At 40.8% G+C, this 15,466-nt stretch carries 12 protein-coding genes; 8 read left to right on the top strand and 4 right to left on the bottom strand.

All coding sequences use genetic code 11. The features are described from left to right. The first annotated feature begins 108 nt into the window (after positions 1-108). The 6 genes from tyrS to PARA125_RS05665 all read left to right on the top strand — a co-directional run bounded on the left by tyrS (position 109) and on the right by PARA125_RS05665 (position 7,859). On the top strand, positions 109-1,380 hold the full coding sequence (gene tyrS / locus PARA125_RS05690; protein ID WP_213157756.1) for a tyrosine--tRNA ligase: 1,272 nt from the start codon (positions 109-111) through the stop codon (positions 1,378-1,380). A 340-nt stretch (positions 1,381-1,720) separates the two neighbouring features. After that, entirely contained in the window at positions 1,721-2,029 is a 309-nt protein-coding gene (locus PARA125_RS05685; RefSeq protein ID WP_006340871.1) for an HU family DNA-binding protein, read from the top strand. Positions 2,030-2,221: 192 nt separating this feature from the next. After that, positions 2,222-3,754, top strand: coding sequence for a hypothetical protein (locus tag PARA125_RS05680; protein ID WP_213157755.1), 1,533 nt, complete (start codon positions 2,222-2,224; stop codon positions 3,752-3,754). Between the two features lie 155 nt (positions 3,755-3,909). Next, on the top strand, positions 3,910-4,899 hold the full coding sequence (locus tag PARA125_RS05675) for a L,D-transpeptidase (RefSeq protein ID WP_213157754.1): 990 nt from the start codon (positions 3,910-3,912) through the stop codon (positions 4,897-4,899). Positions 4,900-4,923: 24 nt separating this feature from the next. Continuing rightward, a complete protein-coding gene (locus tag PARA125_RS05670; protein WP_213157753.1) occupies positions 4,924-5,871 on the top strand; it encodes an acetyl-CoA carboxylase carboxyltransferase subunit alpha in 948 nt (315 codons plus the stop codon). 38 nt (positions 5,872-5,909) lie between these two features. Next, positions 5,910-7,859 (top strand): ABC transporter ATP-binding protein, encoded by a 1,950-nt coding sequence (locus tag PARA125_RS05665; RefSeq protein ID WP_213157752.1) that lies wholly within the window; start codon positions 5,910-5,912, stop codon positions 7,857-7,859. On the opposite strand, the gene PARA125_RS05660 is transcribed toward PARA125_RS05665, so the two are convergent. The 4 genes from PARA125_RS05660 to gatC all read right to left on the bottom strand — a co-directional run bounded on the left by PARA125_RS05660 (position 7,834) and on the right by gatC (position 12,181). Further along, complete coding sequence (locus PARA125_RS05660; RefSeq protein ID WP_349305685.1) at positions 7,834-8,835, bottom strand: hypothetical protein; 1,002 nt, start codon at positions 8,833-8,835, stop codon at positions 7,834-7,836. The two genes, PARA125_RS05665 and PARA125_RS05660, sit on opposite strands and share 26 nt — an antisense overlap. A 111-nt stretch (positions 8,836-8,946) precedes the next feature. After that, complete coding sequence (gene gatB, locus PARA125_RS05655) at positions 8,947-10,404, bottom strand: Asp-tRNA(Asn)/Glu-tRNA(Gln) amidotransferase subunit GatB (protein ID WP_213157751.1); 1,458 nt, start codon at positions 10,402-10,404, stop codon at positions 8,947-8,949. A gap of 10 nt (positions 10,405-10,414) precedes the next feature. After that, complete coding sequence (gene gatA, locus PARA125_RS05650; protein WP_213157750.1) at positions 10,415-11,869, bottom strand: Asp-tRNA(Asn)/Glu-tRNA(Gln) amidotransferase subunit GatA; 1,455 nt, start codon at positions 11,867-11,869, stop codon at positions 10,415-10,417. Between the two features lie 12 nt (positions 11,870-11,881). Then, positions 11,882-12,181: an Asp-tRNA(Asn)/Glu-tRNA(Gln) amidotransferase subunit GatC gene (gene gatC / locus PARA125_RS05645; protein ID WP_213157749.1), complete on the bottom strand. Its 300-nt coding sequence runs from the start codon at positions 12,179-12,181 to the stop codon at positions 11,882-11,884. A 622-nt stretch (positions 12,182-12,803) separates the two neighbouring features. Here gatC and PARA125_RS05640 point away from each other — a divergent pair. Both PARA125_RS05640 and PARA125_RS05635 read left to right on the top strand, forming a co-directional pair. Further along, the gene (locus PARA125_RS05640; RefSeq protein WP_213157748.1) at positions 12,804-13,607 is read left to right on the top strand and encodes a hypothetical protein; all 804 of its coding nucleotides are present in this window, start codon (positions 12,804-12,806) and stop codon (positions 13,605-13,607) included. Between the two features lie 775 nt (positions 13,608-14,382). Further along, the gene (locus PARA125_RS05635) at positions 14,383-15,018 is read left to right on the top strand and encodes a hypothetical protein (RefSeq protein ID WP_213157747.1); all 636 of its coding nucleotides are present in this window, start codon (positions 14,383-14,385) and stop codon (positions 15,016-15,018) included. The last annotated feature ends 448 nt before the right edge of the window (positions 15,019-15,466 follow it).

Here is a 15,466-nt window from a genome sequence, read left to right as displayed (position 1 = left end):
AAAGTCGCTGTAGATTATTGACAGAAAATCACTTAACAATACAGAATACCTCCATTCAGTTCTACCTAAAGCAATTTACGTTTTAAAATCCATAGTGGAAATTTTGTCATGCAAAATGTCATAGATATTCTTCAAGAACGAGGCTTTATAGAAGCCATGACAAGTCACAACCTTCGAGAGATTACTTCAGAACCTTTAAAGGTTTATTGTGGATTTGATCCTACGGCGGCAAGTTTGCATTTAGGTAACATGGTCGCCATTATGGGACTAGCATGGTTTCAGCGTTGTGGGCATACTCCTATCGCTATTGTAGGAGGGGCGACAGGGATGATAGGAGATCCTTCAGGTCGTAGCAAGGAACGAAATATTTTGGATGACCATACAGTTCAGCAGAACTTACGCGGGATTAAAAAAAATATAGAAACCGTGTTAAAATTTTCATCCAAAACAACCGAATTAACGATTCTCAATAATTATGAATGGTTTAAGGGATTTACGCTGATTGATTTTTTGCGAGACACGGGAAAATATTTTCGTGTAGGCACCATGCTCGCTAAAGATAGCGTTAAAAAACGTTTGGATTCTGAGGAAGGACTAAGCTTTACCGAGTTTAGCTATCAGCTTTTACAAGGATACGATTTTTTGCATCTTTACGACCATTATGGGGTAACGCTCGAAATGGGAGGAAGCGATCAATGGGGAAATATTACCGCAGGTATAGACCTTGTTCGCAAAGTGAGAGGTAAAGCTGTGCATGGCCTGACTTTTCCCCTTTTAACGCGAAGCGATGGAAAAAAATTCGGAAAGTCGGAGCAAGGGGCGATCTGGTTATCTTCCGAAATGCTCTCTCCCTATGAATTTTACCAATATTTATTTCGCGTGGCGGATGCAGATGTGATCAAAATGATGAAGATCCTTACATTTATGGAAATGGAGGAGATTCGCAGTTATGAGAAAATGATGACCCAAAGCGACTATGTGGCTAACACGGCTCAACGCAAACTTGCGGAAGAGGTTACGCGTATTGTGCATGGAGAAGAAGGACTGCGTATAGCCCTTAAAGTCACCGAGGGAGCGGCCCCGGGGACAACCACTTCCTTAGACGCAGAAATGCTGAATAGCTTAGCCGACAATATGCCCAATTATACTCTTTCCCTTGATCATATTCTCAATCGCCGTTTAGTCGACGTGGTGAGCGAAGTTACTCCAGAACGGAGCAAAGGAGATTTAAGGAAATTAATTCGAAATGGAGGGGTCTACCTTAACAACTTGAGGGTGGAAGAAGAAAATTATATTTTAACACCTGAAGCCTTGATCGAGGGAAACCTTATGTTGGTAGCTTTTGGTAAAAAAAATAAAATTCTTATTCGAGTTTCTTAATTTTCTCCGCGGGAGGATTCACCCCTCTTTGGGAAGGCTGTTATAAAAAACAGTTTGTAAAAAAATATTATTGAAACGAAATTCTTCTTTCGTATGATAGAGAAATTCATGACCTTAGACGTTCGAGAATGAATGGCCTGAGCTCATCGAGTGAGAGCGTAGCACTCGTAAGAAACTTCGCTAAAACATTGCTTATACACCTGACAAAGAGTAAACTGAATTTGAAAGGTCGCTTGATTGTACTTAAGGGTCAATGAAAGAGAGGCGCGAATATCAGTGTTACTCCCAGCATTAAGCCATAGCCTATAGCAGCTTTATAACTTTAAGGAGTCCTACAGTTATGACAACAACTCTTGCAAAAAAAAGCACGATGACAAAAAAGAAGCTCATCAATTCAATCGCCCAGGAAAAGCAAATTCATCCAAATGATGTGAGAAATGTCATTCAAGCTTTTCTAGACAGAATGACAGAAGCCTTAGCGGAAGGGGAAAGGCTCGAATTTCGTGATTTTGGGGTATTTGAAGTGGTTGAGCGCAAACAAAAAATTGGCCGTAATCCTAAAAATGCTGCCGTGCCTATTATCATTCCAGCGCGTTCTGCAGTGAAATTTACTCCTGGTAAAAAGATGCGCAAACTTATTGAAAAATAAGCTTATTCGATAAAAAGTTGAGCCATGAAGGTTAAAGAGGGTAACCTTAACCTAATTCGCTCTCTTTTTGAAAATTTCTAGAAGGTAAAATGCGGGTGTCAATAATGGCAGGTCTCTTTGCAATCTGTCAAATCCGTCATGAAAGAATAGCGTTAAGAATGGTATGCGTGTAATAGTGGTAAAGCTCGTGTAATGACAAAATTAAATTTAAAAATTTTACAAGCAGAAGATTGCAAAGACTTATACCATTCTTCACCGAAAACTTTGCTTCTCCATGCCACACTTTGTTGTCAGCCTTTTGATTTCGAAAGTATTCCTAATTTTGATGATTTACTTGCGGACAAGGAATGTCATACAACCCCCTTCACTCTTGTGGCTGAAGGGTATCAACTTTTAACCTTAGCATTCATTGCTTCCTTAAATAAAAATTGTTCGATCCCGTATTCCCTCTGGTTGCAAGAAAAGGTAGAAGATTTCCGTCAAATTAAAGTGTGGGAAGAATTTCAGCTCGTAACGGCTTTAAAAGCTGTCTTAGGTGCTTTAACAGGGCTGCCGGTCACTCTTCCACAACCTTCCCAACTGAAAAGTGGAGCAGCTTTTCTAGAGTGGAGAGGATTATGGAGGTGGGGAAAAGCGACGCATGGGCGTTACCACGCTGATTTAGGGTTTTTGTGGGCTATTTTAGGCTATTTGAAGCAAGAGTCTTCTTTAATAGAGGCCTCCCACCATCTTGCTAAATGGCATTTAAATACGCTTAATGCCGATTTTTTCCCTATTCAATCTCTTTTTGTCCTGGAAGAAAATGCTTCACTTAAACAGCATTTAATCTCTAATTACCTTTTATTTCAGGCGATGGCGCTCTTGAAGGGCGACCCCCATTTTGGATTTATTGCTGCACGGCAACTTGATTATTTGAAGGAAGTTCAACCGGAAAAATTACCGGATGATCTTTTACTCTTTGACATGTATTTGAGTCAAATAGGGCAAGGGGTTTCCTCTCAAGAAGTTTCCCTTGGGGATCCATGGATTTTTGATCAAGAAGTGGGTTTAATTGGCTATCGCTCAACAGAAAGGACGATCTTATGTGCCGGTAATGGAGGACAGACCGGACTGGGGTATGTCAAGCAATCGCAAGTGGAGATTGTGAATTATGGCCCTCAATTTTTCCCGCTGGGTGATTGCCAAAGATTTGGGATAGAAGGATCCCGTTTTCAGTCTAACTTGCCGGCTTGGAAGATGAACCTAACTGAAAAGGGTTTTGAAATTAAAAGTACCTTGGGATTAACTCCGCAACAAATGGATTTACAATCCTTACCCAATTTTAGAAATGGTTTGTCAAGCCAAATATGGGTGGATGTTGAACAAGCCTTTGTAATAAAAGAAAATATTTTATCTATTTCTGCTAGCTTTATGTCACTGAATGAGGTGCAGGAGTTGGCATTTGTTTTTTTTGTATCTGCTGACTGTTGCCAGGTAGAAGAGGGGAGTATTTTTTATCCTAAAACTTTTGCCCATTACCGGGGGAATAGCGCTTCTATCCTGCTTAAAAAAGGAGATTCCCATCTTCTGATTAAGGCAACTGCTGAACAAGGGCATGTAGAGGTGATCCCATTGGCAGGGGGAGATAATTTTTGGGGGGCGGATTTTTTAATTGCTTACCGTGTCGATTCCTCCCAACAAACCTTCTGCTGGGATATCCATCCTACGCCAAAGGAGGCCAAATAAGAAACATCTGGGCTACTTTTGCGAGATGAGGGAATTTTCTCACAGGCTTCTCTTTTTAGAAACTTTGAGGAAATCTTTAAAACTCAATTGGCAAAATTTCTCTGAACTCTTATGATTCTGTACTGTTTGTGTTAAAAAGACCATCGGGAGGGGGGATGAATTTTCCTAAATTATTTCTCATTGTTTCTGTGCTATTGTTTGGCTCCATTCTGTTTGCCTCAGTGTTAAAGAGCTCTAAGAAAAAAACGCTTGATCCTGAATCGATCGCTCAATCCGCACACATTATCTTAGAACAAGAGGTCAGAATTCTTGAAGATAGCCCAAAAAAACCGTCTTTACCTGCCGATGGGTCGTTAAAAATCCAATCTAATGCCCAACTTCCCCAGGCCAATCGAATTGCAGAATTATTCAATACCACCCCTCCTCAATTGCCTATTGTGGAAACCATCACTTACAAAAGCCGCGTCTCTTGGCAAAAAGGTCGGCCTGCATGGTTATCTGATTATGCAGGGCATTATCACACCTCTCGCCATTTTATTGCGCGCAGCTTGAATGGAAAAGTAGATTATTTAAAACAAGATGTGGCTGAGGGGGATCGATTTAATGTATTTAAAGAAGGGCTGCCCGTAGAGTTTTATCTACTAGTCGATTTATCGCGAGCAAAGCTGTGGTTTTATTATCATGACCTTGACTCCGATGAGCGTGTTCTTCTAAAAACCTATTCAGTAGGATTAGGCCGGCCAGATGCTTCTAAGCCATCGGGTTACTTAACGCCGCTGGGAAAGTATAAGCTAGGCGATAAGATCGCCATTTACGAACCTAATAAAATGGGCTATTATCAAGGGCAGAAGACAGAGCTAATCCGTGTTTTTGGAACAAGGTGGATTCCCTTTGAACAAGAATTAGAAGGTTGCAGTGCGCCTGCAAAAGGATTTGGAATTCATGGCCTCCCTTGGGCTTTAAATGAGCAAGGGAAACTGGTGGAGGTTCGCAGTAGCTTAGGTAAATATGAAAGCGATGGCTGCATACGTCTCGCTACCGAAGACATTGAAGAAATTTTTGCTATAGTCGTGACTAAACCCACGGTTATTGAGTTAGTTAAGGATTTTTACGAGGCTCACCTGCCTGGTAAAGAATCGCAGTAATCCTCTTCATTTAGGAGTGTATTTTTGGACGTTCTACCTCACGAAAAACAAATTAATGAATATATTAAAACAATTGAACATCTGAAAAACCAGAATCAAGATAATCCTTTATTTACAGTAGAAATTCGCAAACTTGAGCAGAAGTTAGAAAAATTAAAAGAAAAAGTCTATTCTGAGCTAACGCCTTGGCAAAGAATTATGATTTGCCGGCACCCCTCTCGTCCCCATACCATCGATTATGTTAACAATATGTGTGAGAGTTTTCACGAATTATGTGGAGATCGCACTTTTAGTGAAGACCGCGCCATCATTGGGGGGCTTGCAAAAATTCAAGGCGTCAAATTTATGCTAATTGGGCAAGAAAAAGGGAATGATACGGAAAGCCGTTTAGAGCGCAAATTTGGAATGCTAAACCCTGAAGGGTTTAGGAAAGCTTTGCGATTAATGCGCTTGGCAGAAAAATTTAATTTACCGATTGTCTCCCTTTTAGATACACAAGGGGCCTATCCCGGACTAGAAGCTGAAGAACGAGGGCAAGGATGGGCGATTGCCCAAAATCTGCGCGAAATGATGCGCATTGCCACGCCTATCATTGTGATTGTGATCGGGGAAGGGTGTTCAGGCGGCGCCTTAGGGATGGGCGTAGGAGATGCGGTGGGAATGTTAGAGCACGCTTACTATTCGGTAATTTCTCCTGAGGGGTGTGCTTCCATTTTGTGGAAAGATGCTTCGAAAAATATAGAGGCTGCTTCGGCATTGAAATTAAACGCGGAAAACCTCCTTTCTTTGCAGGTTATTGATACGATCATTCCCGAGCCTTTAGGAGGGGCCCACCATGATCCTGAGGTTGTTTATACCAATATTAAGAAATTTGTTTTGGAACAGTGGCAAATCCTACGCATGATTCCGCCCCCTTTATTACTAGAACAAAGGTATCTCAAATTTAGAAAAATGGGGCAATTCGCTGTTTAGTTTCCATTTTCTCTGCACAACACAATGTCTTTATTAACATGAAATTTTTATTTAAAGCGGCTCTGGCAAATCGCAAACATTTATTTTTAATGATATTTACCATGGTGGCCATGTGCTTGGTAACAGTGGCTTCCCAATTGGAAATGTTTGCATTAGGAGTCATTACTAAAGGACCAGCTAGTATAGAATTTTTTGAATTATTTGCGCCAGTAAGAAATGGGCAGCTGGCAGCTAACCATGAAGTGACTTTCGAACAAATGCAGGAGCGTTGGCGTGAATTAAATCCTTCAAAAGAAGGTTTAACTCGTCAAGAGGCGGAAAATTTTGTGGAACAACATAAAAAAAAAGACCTCATTTCAAGCTTGCTGGGAAAATTGAACCAAATTTTCCCTATTTCAAAAAATCTTACTAATCTAGCTTACTTCTTAGTCTTGGTTGCTCTATTTAAAGCATCCACTCTTTTTGCTTATCGCTTTTCCACCCGCTTGCTGGCTATTCGAGTGAGTAGGGATTTACGCCAAAAATACTTTGAGCATATTCAATTGCTTCCTATGAGCTTTTATCAACAGTATAATAGTGGAAGCTTATCTTCGCGAGTTGTTGGAGACGCTGCCCAAGTTGCAGAAGCCTTAAACGCCTGCTTGGTCAACTACATTCATACGCCTTTTACCATTCTAACAAGTTTGTTTCTTTGTTTTTATGCCTCCTGGAAACTCTCTTTGATTGTTTTTTTAGGCTTACCCCTTCTTGTCATTCCAATTGGTTATATCGCTAAGCAAGTTAAACGCCTTTCAAAGCAGATCCAGCAAAACCAAGAAAAATTTGCCTCAGTATTGATTGATTTTTTAGCAGGAGTGCAAACAGTTAAAATGTTTGCAATGGAAGACTTTTCCTTGCACAAATATCGCGATTTGAATGATCGCATGGCTACTCTCGAACAAAGAAGTGCTAAATACGATCTCTCTTCGCGCCCTGTTATGCACACGATCGCGATGTTTTTCTTGGCAATCACCTTGTTATATGGGCTGTATTTTTTGAAAATGGGTGTTTCAGAAGTGATTGTATATTGTGGGTTATTATACCTGTTTTATGAGCCCATTAAAAAATTTGCCGAAGAAAATAGCCATATTCAAAGAGGGATCGCAGCAGCTGAAAGAATGTTAGAAGTGATGAATATTAAACCTTATCTCGAGGACCAAGCCCATGCTAGAGATTTTAAAGAGTTCCTCGACAAGATTGAATTTGATCAGGTTTCTTTTCGTTATGGAGATAATTGGGTTTTGCAAGATCTTTCCTTTACTATTCGAAAAGGTGAATGTGTGGCAATTGTGGGACCCACGGGGGCGGGTAAATCCACGATTGTACAATTGCTTCCTCGCTTATATGATCCGCAGAAAGGAGAAATTCGGATTGATGGGCGCCCCTTAAGTGCTTATACTCAGCGGTCTTTGCGCGAAATGATTGCATTCGTTCCTCAAAAATCTTTTCTCTTTCTCGATACGATCGCTTCAAATATTGCCTTCGGGCGTGGCTTTTCAGCAAAACAAATTGAAGAAGCTGCCAGAAAGGCTTATGCCCATGACTTTATTAGCCAGCTGCCTGAAGGGTATGAAACCGTGCTTTCTGAAGCGGGCAAAAACCTTTCAGGGGGGCAACAGCAGCGTTTAGCGATTGCACGTGCGCTTGTAAAAAATGCTCCCATTTTAGTCATGGATGAAGCCACTTCTTCTTTAGATATGTTAAGTGAATTTCATATTAAACAAGCGATTGAGCAGCTGCGCGGTCAAATGACACAAATTATTATCGCCCATCGCTTATCTACGATAGAAGATGCCGATCGGATCATCTATTTAGAGAAGGGGCAAAAACTTGCAGAAGGAACAAAAGAGGAGCTCCTACAATCCTGTGAAGGGTTTCGCTTACTCTGGCAAATGATGCACCGCCAATCCACTGTGCAAGCTTTTAATTCGTTTGAAGGGAATGAATAAGGGCTTTGCGTGTTTGTTCAATAGCGCGCGACCTTTTTAAAAAGTAAAGCGTTAAATAGACAGGAATGGGAATAATGGAGAAGCAAGAAAGTACTTTTAATGCCGAAATAGCAAGTAGCTTTCTTTCCTCGCTTTTAATTTCTCTAATGGTGTGGGCACAGTCTTGTTGGAAGATTCTAAATGCCTGGTACTCTCCAGGATTTCGTTTAGCATAGCTTTCCAAGCTATCAGAAAAGTTTTGCAGACCAATTCTGGCAGATTTTAACCGAGAGGAGATTCCGATTTGGCTAATCTTCGCTAATTTCATGGGTTTTGTGTCAAATAAAGTGACTCGATCGCTAACTTCCAAGTTATCTAAATGCAAGTTCGCATAGCCTGTTTTTTTTACCAAAACGCAAAGTTGTTTTGAAATGATTCTGATTTCTTCAAGAGTTTTATGGTTTATGGTCTCTGCTTTAGTTTTTTGATCGTTTGTTTGAACATACTCCTCAAAGAGGAAAAAGTTTTTAGACTGTTGTCCTTCTTGTGGCGGGAAGGGATAAGAACATAGATATTTTTTGATAACATGTAATCTATCTAATTTTTCTTCTTGAATAACTTGTCGCATATTCCAAGCAAGCGTGGTCTCTTTCATCATACAGCCTTGAGGATCAAAAAAGAGCTGACCTTGCTTGTTTTTAATGCCGGAAAATTTTTTAAAAAAATTAGGTCGTTGGGTCTTGACCACCCATGAAGGGCTTTCAGAGAGAGAAAATACTTTTATGTCATTTTTCCCTGCGATGTGACGAAAATGTGGATTTTCAAGTTCTAAGTTAGAAAAAGAGCTTTGTTCAAGCTGGCCTGTCATATAACGATAGAGGGTCTCATTAATCTGCTTTTTGACTTTCTGGATAGTTTTTTCTAAGTGTTTTGGCCAGAGATCAATAATTTGCCAGTAGAAAGATGGCTGTAAAGATTGCATGGATAGATGAAGCACAAAAGCTCCTTGTAAGCATTATCATCCAAGCCGCTGTTGGTCATCACAGCAGCTACTTCATAAAACGCTTATCTTATCTGACGTTTTGCAAGCAAATCAAGAATCTTTTGATTACGAATCCTGAATTTTTTGTCTTAGCAGCTCATTTACTACTTCGGGTGAAGCTTTTCCCTTGGTAAGCTTCATCACCTGACCAACAAGAAAGGCAAAAGCTTTATCTTTTCCGGCTTTAAAATCGGCAATCGATTGCGCGTTATCTGCTAAAACTTGCGTGACAAGTTTTTCAATTTCGGCTTGATCGTGGACAGGAGAAAAGTCTGGATTTTCCTTTACTATTTGTTGAGGAGATTTTTCAGGGTGCAGCATCATTTCATCCGCCACAGATTTGGCAATTCTTCCTGTAATTTCTTTTTGGTCAATCATGTTGACGAGATGCCCTACATGCTCTGCTGAAATGCCACTCTCGATAATTGACTTACCGCTTTCTTTAAAACGCCCTGCAAACTCCACAATGAGCCAATTGCATAAACTGCGTGCGTTGGAGCTTGTTTTGAGGGCAACTTCAAAATAATCTGCTAATTTTTTATCGCTTGTTAATACAAACGCTGAATGCGCCGAAAGCCCCAATTCATTGACATACCGCCTTTCTCTTTGCAAGGGCAGCTCAGGAAGTGATTGGCGAACTTCTTCAATGTATGCCTCAGTTAAAACAATGGGGACCAAATCCGGCTCAGGAAAGTAGCGGTAATCATCGGCCGATTCTTTGGTACGCATGAGAGCCGTCTCCTTTCGATCGGGATCCCAACGGTAGGTGGCTTGCTTAATGACGGCTGTGTGGTGCTCGTCGGGACGGCTTGTATACTCGCGGATTTGACGTTTAATTTCAGCGGTTAAAGCCATTTCCATGTTGCTGAAAGAGTTCATGTTTTTGATTTCGATTTTATTTCGAAAACCTTTCTCTCCTTTAGGACGCACAGAAATATTTGCATCCACCCGCAAAGAGCCTTCTTCCATATTGCAATCAGAGGCATCGATATATTGTAAAATAGCTTTGATTGCTAAGCAATAGGCCACAGCTTCTTGAGGGCTATGCATGCAGGGTTCAGACACAATTTCCACAAGAGGAACACCCGCACGGTTATAATCGACACCCGCAAAAGTAGAAAAGTGTTTAAGCATTCCAGCATCATCTTCTAGATGGACATGATGAATGTGGAAAATTTTTTCTACTCCCTCTATTTCAGCAATTACAGTTCCCCCCATAATGATCGGGTTTTCATACTGCGTAATCTGAAAATTGCGCGGACTATCTGGATAAAAATAAGACTTTCGATCAAAAGTACTAAAATGCGCCACACGCGCTTGTAGGGCACAGCCTAATTGCACCGCTTTTCGAACGGCTTCTTGGTTTAAAACAGGAAGAGCTCCTGGCATGCCAGTGCATACTTCTGTAATATTGAGGTTTGGTTCATCCCCAAAACGATTGGGAGCCACGCTGAATAATTTTGATTGTGTGTTCAACTCGGCATGGATTTCTAATCCAATAATGGTTTCCCACTCTTGTGTCATGGTAAAGCTCCTATTTCACGAACTCAGGGATAAAGGTATGATAGTTTGTTACACGTTCAAAGGCGTTTGCTGCATGTAAAACAGCCACGTCATGCTTTTGAGGGCCAATTAGTTGAAGACCTAACGGCTTATGATCTTGTGTAAAACCACTTGGAATACTAATTGCAGGAACGCCAGCTAAATTACTTGAAATAGTGTAGATATCTTCAAGATACATCTCCAGTGGCGACTTAATAGCGCCTACTTCAAAGGCCGCGCAAGGGCATACGGGGGTGGCAACTAAATCGCATAGCTGAAAAGCTTCTTTAAATTTTTGCAGCATTAACGTGCGCACTTTTTGCGCTTTCCTATAGTAGGCATCCTGAAAACCTGCCGACAAAACGTATGTTCCTAGCATAATGCGCCTTTTAACTTCACTCCCAAAACCCTCTTCCTTAGAGAGCTCGTAAACTTCATCTAGAGTTTGAGCTTTTAAGGAGCGATGGCCATATCGGATCCCATCAAAGCGGGCCAAATTGGTAGAAGCCTCGGCTGTAGCTAGGATGTAATAGACCGCTAATGAGTATTTGAGGATATCCAAATCCACATCCACAATTTCGGCCCCTAAATCTTGGAAAATAAGGAGGGAAGAATCAAAAATTTTGCGCGGTTCATCGGAAAGCCCTTCTAAAAATTGGCGGGGTATCCCAACCTTCATGCCCTTAATATTTCCATCCAAGCGGCGCAAGTAATCTTCGGCAGCATAAGGGAGACTAGTTGAATCTTTTTCACAATATTGGCCCAACACTTCCATGATCAAGGCCGCATCAGCAGTATTGGTGGCTAGGGGGCCAATTTGGTCAAGTGAAGATCCGTAAGCCACTAAGCCATAGCGAGAAACTCGCCCATAAGTGGGCTTAAATCCAACTACCCCACATAATGAAGCCGGCTGTCTAATAGAGCCGCCCGTATCGCTACCCAAGGCAATGGGGCAAAGGCGAGCTGCTACGGCTGCTGCAGAGCCTCCCGACGATCCTCCTGGTGTGCACTTGAGATTCCAAGGATTGAATGTTTTTTGAAGAGCAGAATTTTCCGTGGAAGAGCCCATCGCAAATTCATCCAAATTTGTCTTTCCAATCAATAAGGCATCTTCTTGCTCTAAGAGGGTTACAACAGTAGAAGAAAAAGGAGCTTTAAAGTTGGTCAGGAATTTAGAAGCGCAAGTCGTAATTTCCCCTTCAATATGGATATTATCCTTAATCCCAATAGGGATTCCCGCTAACTTTCCCAGTTTTTCGCCCGCGGCTTTTTTCCGATCTAGTTCGGCCGCTTTTCTTAAAACGCGCTCTCTTAGGACAGAAAGAAAGGCTCCCACTTGTGAGTCATATTGTTCAATCCGAGAAAGAAAATGTTGCGCAATCGCGATAGCAGAAATCTCGCCACGCAGAAAACGGTCCCGAATTTCAAGGGCTGATAAAGTATGCATGTAAAATTGTCCTTATGACTTGGATTTAATCACAAGAGGAACTCGGATCATTCCGCTAACTTGTGAAGGGGAGTTATCTAAGAATGTTTTTCGCGGAAGGGTAGCTCCTACAACATCCGGACGCATCACATTTGAAATCTCTTCAAGCACATGATTACAAGCTTTGACATCTGTCGTGTCAATTTCTTTGAGCTCATCGATGTAAGCCAAAATACTTTGAAGATCTTTGAGGAGTGCTTCTTCCTCTTCTTCAGAGTAGCGAATGCGGCTGAGCTGAGCTAAATTTTTTAAGGTTTCTTTGTTTAAAGTCATGGAGGTCTCCGTCTATAATCGACACAAGAATAAGCTTGTTAGGGTACCCGTTTTATAAAAAAAAGGCAAGGAAACACCTTTAGCCAAAATAGATAAATTAAAATTTTCTTAGCTTTTTTGTTGATTTTTGATTTAATTTTAAATATAATAGTTGTCAATTTGCGCGATTAGCCGTAGCAAAAGGCTTGGTTCTCTGCTCTTTATGTCGATCGGATTGGTCGTTACATTTGCTTTGCTGGATTTCTCTTTCAGGGATCCGATCAAATGGCTGCAGGCGGCAGGATAGCTTTAGGCTGGACTATTTGGATGCAAGCGAGGACTTCCATTTTTGTTCTGAAACTCGGTGGATTACGAGTGCGGTGGCTTGCCATAATAGCCGATACCCTCCAACCGCTATGATGTGGATGCTAAAGGATTTCTAGATAGAGGGGTTGCTGCTCGCTGTTGCTATCTCTTGAATGAAGAAGCCAAAGCTTAAGGCGAATTTGCTAAGAAAATCGGCGTAAGACTGAAAACTCTAGGAAGTGTGGTAAAAAAGTTAATTTATGTTAATAGGAACTATAATAATAAATTTATAGAATTTAGTGGCGAATAACGTTATTTAATTAAACGAGGTTGATTGATGAAAATTTTAGATATTTGTAAAAGTTATTTTAGCGGTCTTAGTGATATTTCTACCTATAAAAAAAACAAGGGAAAGACAAACGTCTTAGCAGCACTGAAAATTCTTTCCTATTTTACAATCGTGGTTCCTTTGGGTTTTGCCGCCATATATGGAGCCGCTTCTCTTTATGGGCGGGTTAGGAAAAAGCTGCACTTATCTTCGCGCGATAAGATTGTAAATGATCAAGCAAAAAAAACGATTGGGAAAAAGGAAGGAGTGGATTGCGATACCCTCCCTTCAGAGAAAACGTCTTTAAATCTTAATCTTTTTCTCAAAAAAGCGAAGAGCTATGCAGCACGGCAAACTTGTGGAGAACCTGGTAATTTGCTAGTTTATATAGAAAAAGTTTTAAATGATCCTCTATTTCAAGCTAACCCTGAAAATTTCATGAAAGATTGGAAACAAAGAAGAGGGAATACTGAGGAATTTCGCATGCCTGAAGATCAGGCCATGATTTTCTTCGAAACAGAAATTCTTCCAAACATGAAATTTGGCAATTCCCCCACCATTAAAGTTAATATCGAGGAATTAAAACTAAAAGCAGAGGCTTTTGTGGAAGGCAAAAACAACTCCTTTGGGAATGGCAAAGACTACTCCAGTGAAATACTGGCTTATATTCAAGGCGTTTTGGCAAATCCCTCTTTTCAAGAGAACCCTCCCTATTTCATGGATAAATGGAAAGAGGAAAGAGGACACACAGAAGAGTTTCGTTTAGTCGAAGATTCGGCACGCATGTTCTTTGAGCAAGAGCTAACTCTGTAAAGAATATCAGCATTCAAAAGGTTTGGGGGTGCCCCTGGACCTTTTGAAAGTATTATGCATGTGTTTGCTATAAAAAGTAGGGATATCCATTATATTTTCAACTTTCTTCCGTTCGTTTGGATGTTAGAGCCTTTCAAGTCATTCCTTCCGCTTAGATACTTTGGATTCTTTTTCGCTTTAATGGCATGCGACAAGCCAGCCGTATTAAGTCCCCGGTATTAAAGAGAACCTTAACCTCACCCCTTTAAAGAGGGCAGATTAAATCGATTGCAACTTTAAGAATTGCATGAGGGCAATGACCCTCCATGCGATCGATATAGCCTGCAAAGTATCGTAGCTAAACTCGCAATTTTTCAAACCCTTTTTGGGGAGTTTAAAATTTATTAGATCTTTTTAAAGCTACTCTTATTTATCTTTTCTTGTCTTTACTCAATACTATCGTGTTTTAGACTGCTTGGTATAGAAAAATCGAAACAGCAAGCGACGGAAAATTCTAGGGGAATGATCTCAAATGGGTCCTTATTGCCAATACCGGTTCTACAGACTACCGCCTGCCAGTTGCAACAAACGGCACCTATCCCTGATGAACCTTAAGCTTAGCCTATCGATTGTTGCGCCTGCAGGCATACCAAAAAAGGATAATAGGATAGAGGCAAGTGTGAAAACCGTTAAAGCTAGCAAAAAATGATCTTTCTCCTAAAAGAATAAACTCTTTTACTTTTTTGCTTAATTAGGGTGTAAATTTTTTAGTTAACTTAACTCTAAAGGGATTGAAATGGCTTACACTAATATAACTTCTGCCTCTATAAAGCCCATTGAAAACTATGTCAGTAAGAACTGGGTGTTATCTAAGAAAACAAATTTTCTAAAAAAACATGTTATAGCAAGAGGGGCGTACCTAGCTTTAGTCCCATCTTCTTTCGTGACAAGCGCTCTGGATACCATAGTTGGCTTAGGGACTGGAGTAGGAGTCTTCCTCACTCTTGGTAAGCAACAAAAAACCTTTACAATAGCGTTTAATCATCTTATTAACACAGACCGGCTGGTTGCCCAACCCTATGCCCATTTTTTAAAAATGGTCAATCCTAAAGCCGAGTTCTCAGATGAGCGATGCGGAATTATAACTTATCCAGTGGCTGGGGCATTAGATAAGAAGGCTGAAAAGTTTTCTTCTTCAAATAACTTTCTCAAACGACATGTGGCTTCTCGACTGACGTACGCCTTGTTGGCAATTTCTTGCCTTGTAACTAGAGCCGTCGATGGAATAATTGGTATACCCACTGCTACGCTCTCAGTTTTAACAGCAGGTAAGTTTGAGTCACTTAATAAACTAGCCTATCGGTCTCTCAAAGCACCAGGCATTATAGCCGATCTCTTTGGTTGCACCTTAAATGTTATCGATCCCAGGTGACGGGCATCCTAGGCTTAATTGAAGGCTTAATTTTTATTTCATGTTCAAGCGTCGTAAAGCTTTATTTTAGAACGTTTGGGCTTCCAATGAGTGTGGTAAATCGTGGACCTGATCCGCATTTTCTGGTGCGCTGTAGGATGCCCCCTTGCATCAAAGAGGGGGATTCTACAGGGGGTGAGTGCTTATAGGTATAGCCAATTTCTGCCATCAAAGCGCTTAAAGCAAATATCCCCTTATTAACACAAAATCTCCTTCCATTTGGTTGAGAAAATCCACCAAACTGTTTTGAATAATTTTAAATGAATATATGCGATTGCTTTGCTAGGCAAACATCCAAGCAAAGCGGTGTATGAAAGCAAGATAAAACCTCTTTTAGAAAAAGTAAAAGAGTCCTCTCAATTCCCCACACAACTAAACGTCTATGATTTAAAAGAGAGAAAAGCGAAAG

Origin of the sequence: Parachlamydia sp. AcF125 (genome assembly GCF_018342475.1) — a bacterium.
Classification (GTDB): Bacteria; Chlamydiota; Chlamydiia; order Chlamydiales; family Parachlamydiaceae; genus Parachlamydia.
This window is presented reverse-complemented; position numbering and strand designations above follow the sequence as displayed.

Coding starts and splice junctions, on each gene's coding strand:
- gatA (WP_213157750.1), bottom strand. CDS start 11,869: ATGCATACTTTATCAGCCCTTGAAATTCGGGACCGTTTTCTGCGTGGC.
- PARA125_RS05675 (WP_213157754.1), top strand. CDS start 3,910: ATGAATTTTCCTAAATTATTTCTCATTGTTTCTGTGCTATTGTTTGGC.
- PARA125_RS05640 (WP_213157748.1), top strand. CDS start 12,804: ATGAAAATTTTAGATATTTGTAAAAGTTATTTTAGCGGTCTTAGTGAT.
- PARA125_RS05635 (WP_213157747.1), top strand. CDS start 14,383: ATGGCTTACACTAATATAACTTCTGCCTCTATAAAGCCCATTGAAAAC.
- PARA125_RS05685 (WP_006340871.1), top strand. CDS start 1,721: ATGACAACAACTCTTGCAAAAAAAAGCACGATGACAAAAAAGAAGCTC.
- PARA125_RS05665 (WP_213157752.1), top strand. CDS start 5,910: ATGAAATTTTTATTTAAAGCGGCTCTGGCAAATCGCAAACATTTATTT.
- gatC (WP_213157749.1), bottom strand. CDS start 12,181: ATGACTTTAAACAAAGAAACCTTAAAAAATTTAGCTCAGCTCAGCCGC.
- gatB (WP_213157751.1), bottom strand. CDS start 10,404: ATGACACAAGAGTGGGAAACCATTATTGGATTAGAAATCCATGCCGAG.
- tyrS (WP_213157756.1), top strand. CDS start 109: ATGCAAAATGTCATAGATATTCTTCAAGAACGAGGCTTTATAGAAGCC.
- PARA125_RS05680 (WP_213157755.1), top strand. CDS start 2,222: ATGACAAAATTAAATTTAAAAATTTTACAAGCAGAAGATTGCAAAGAC.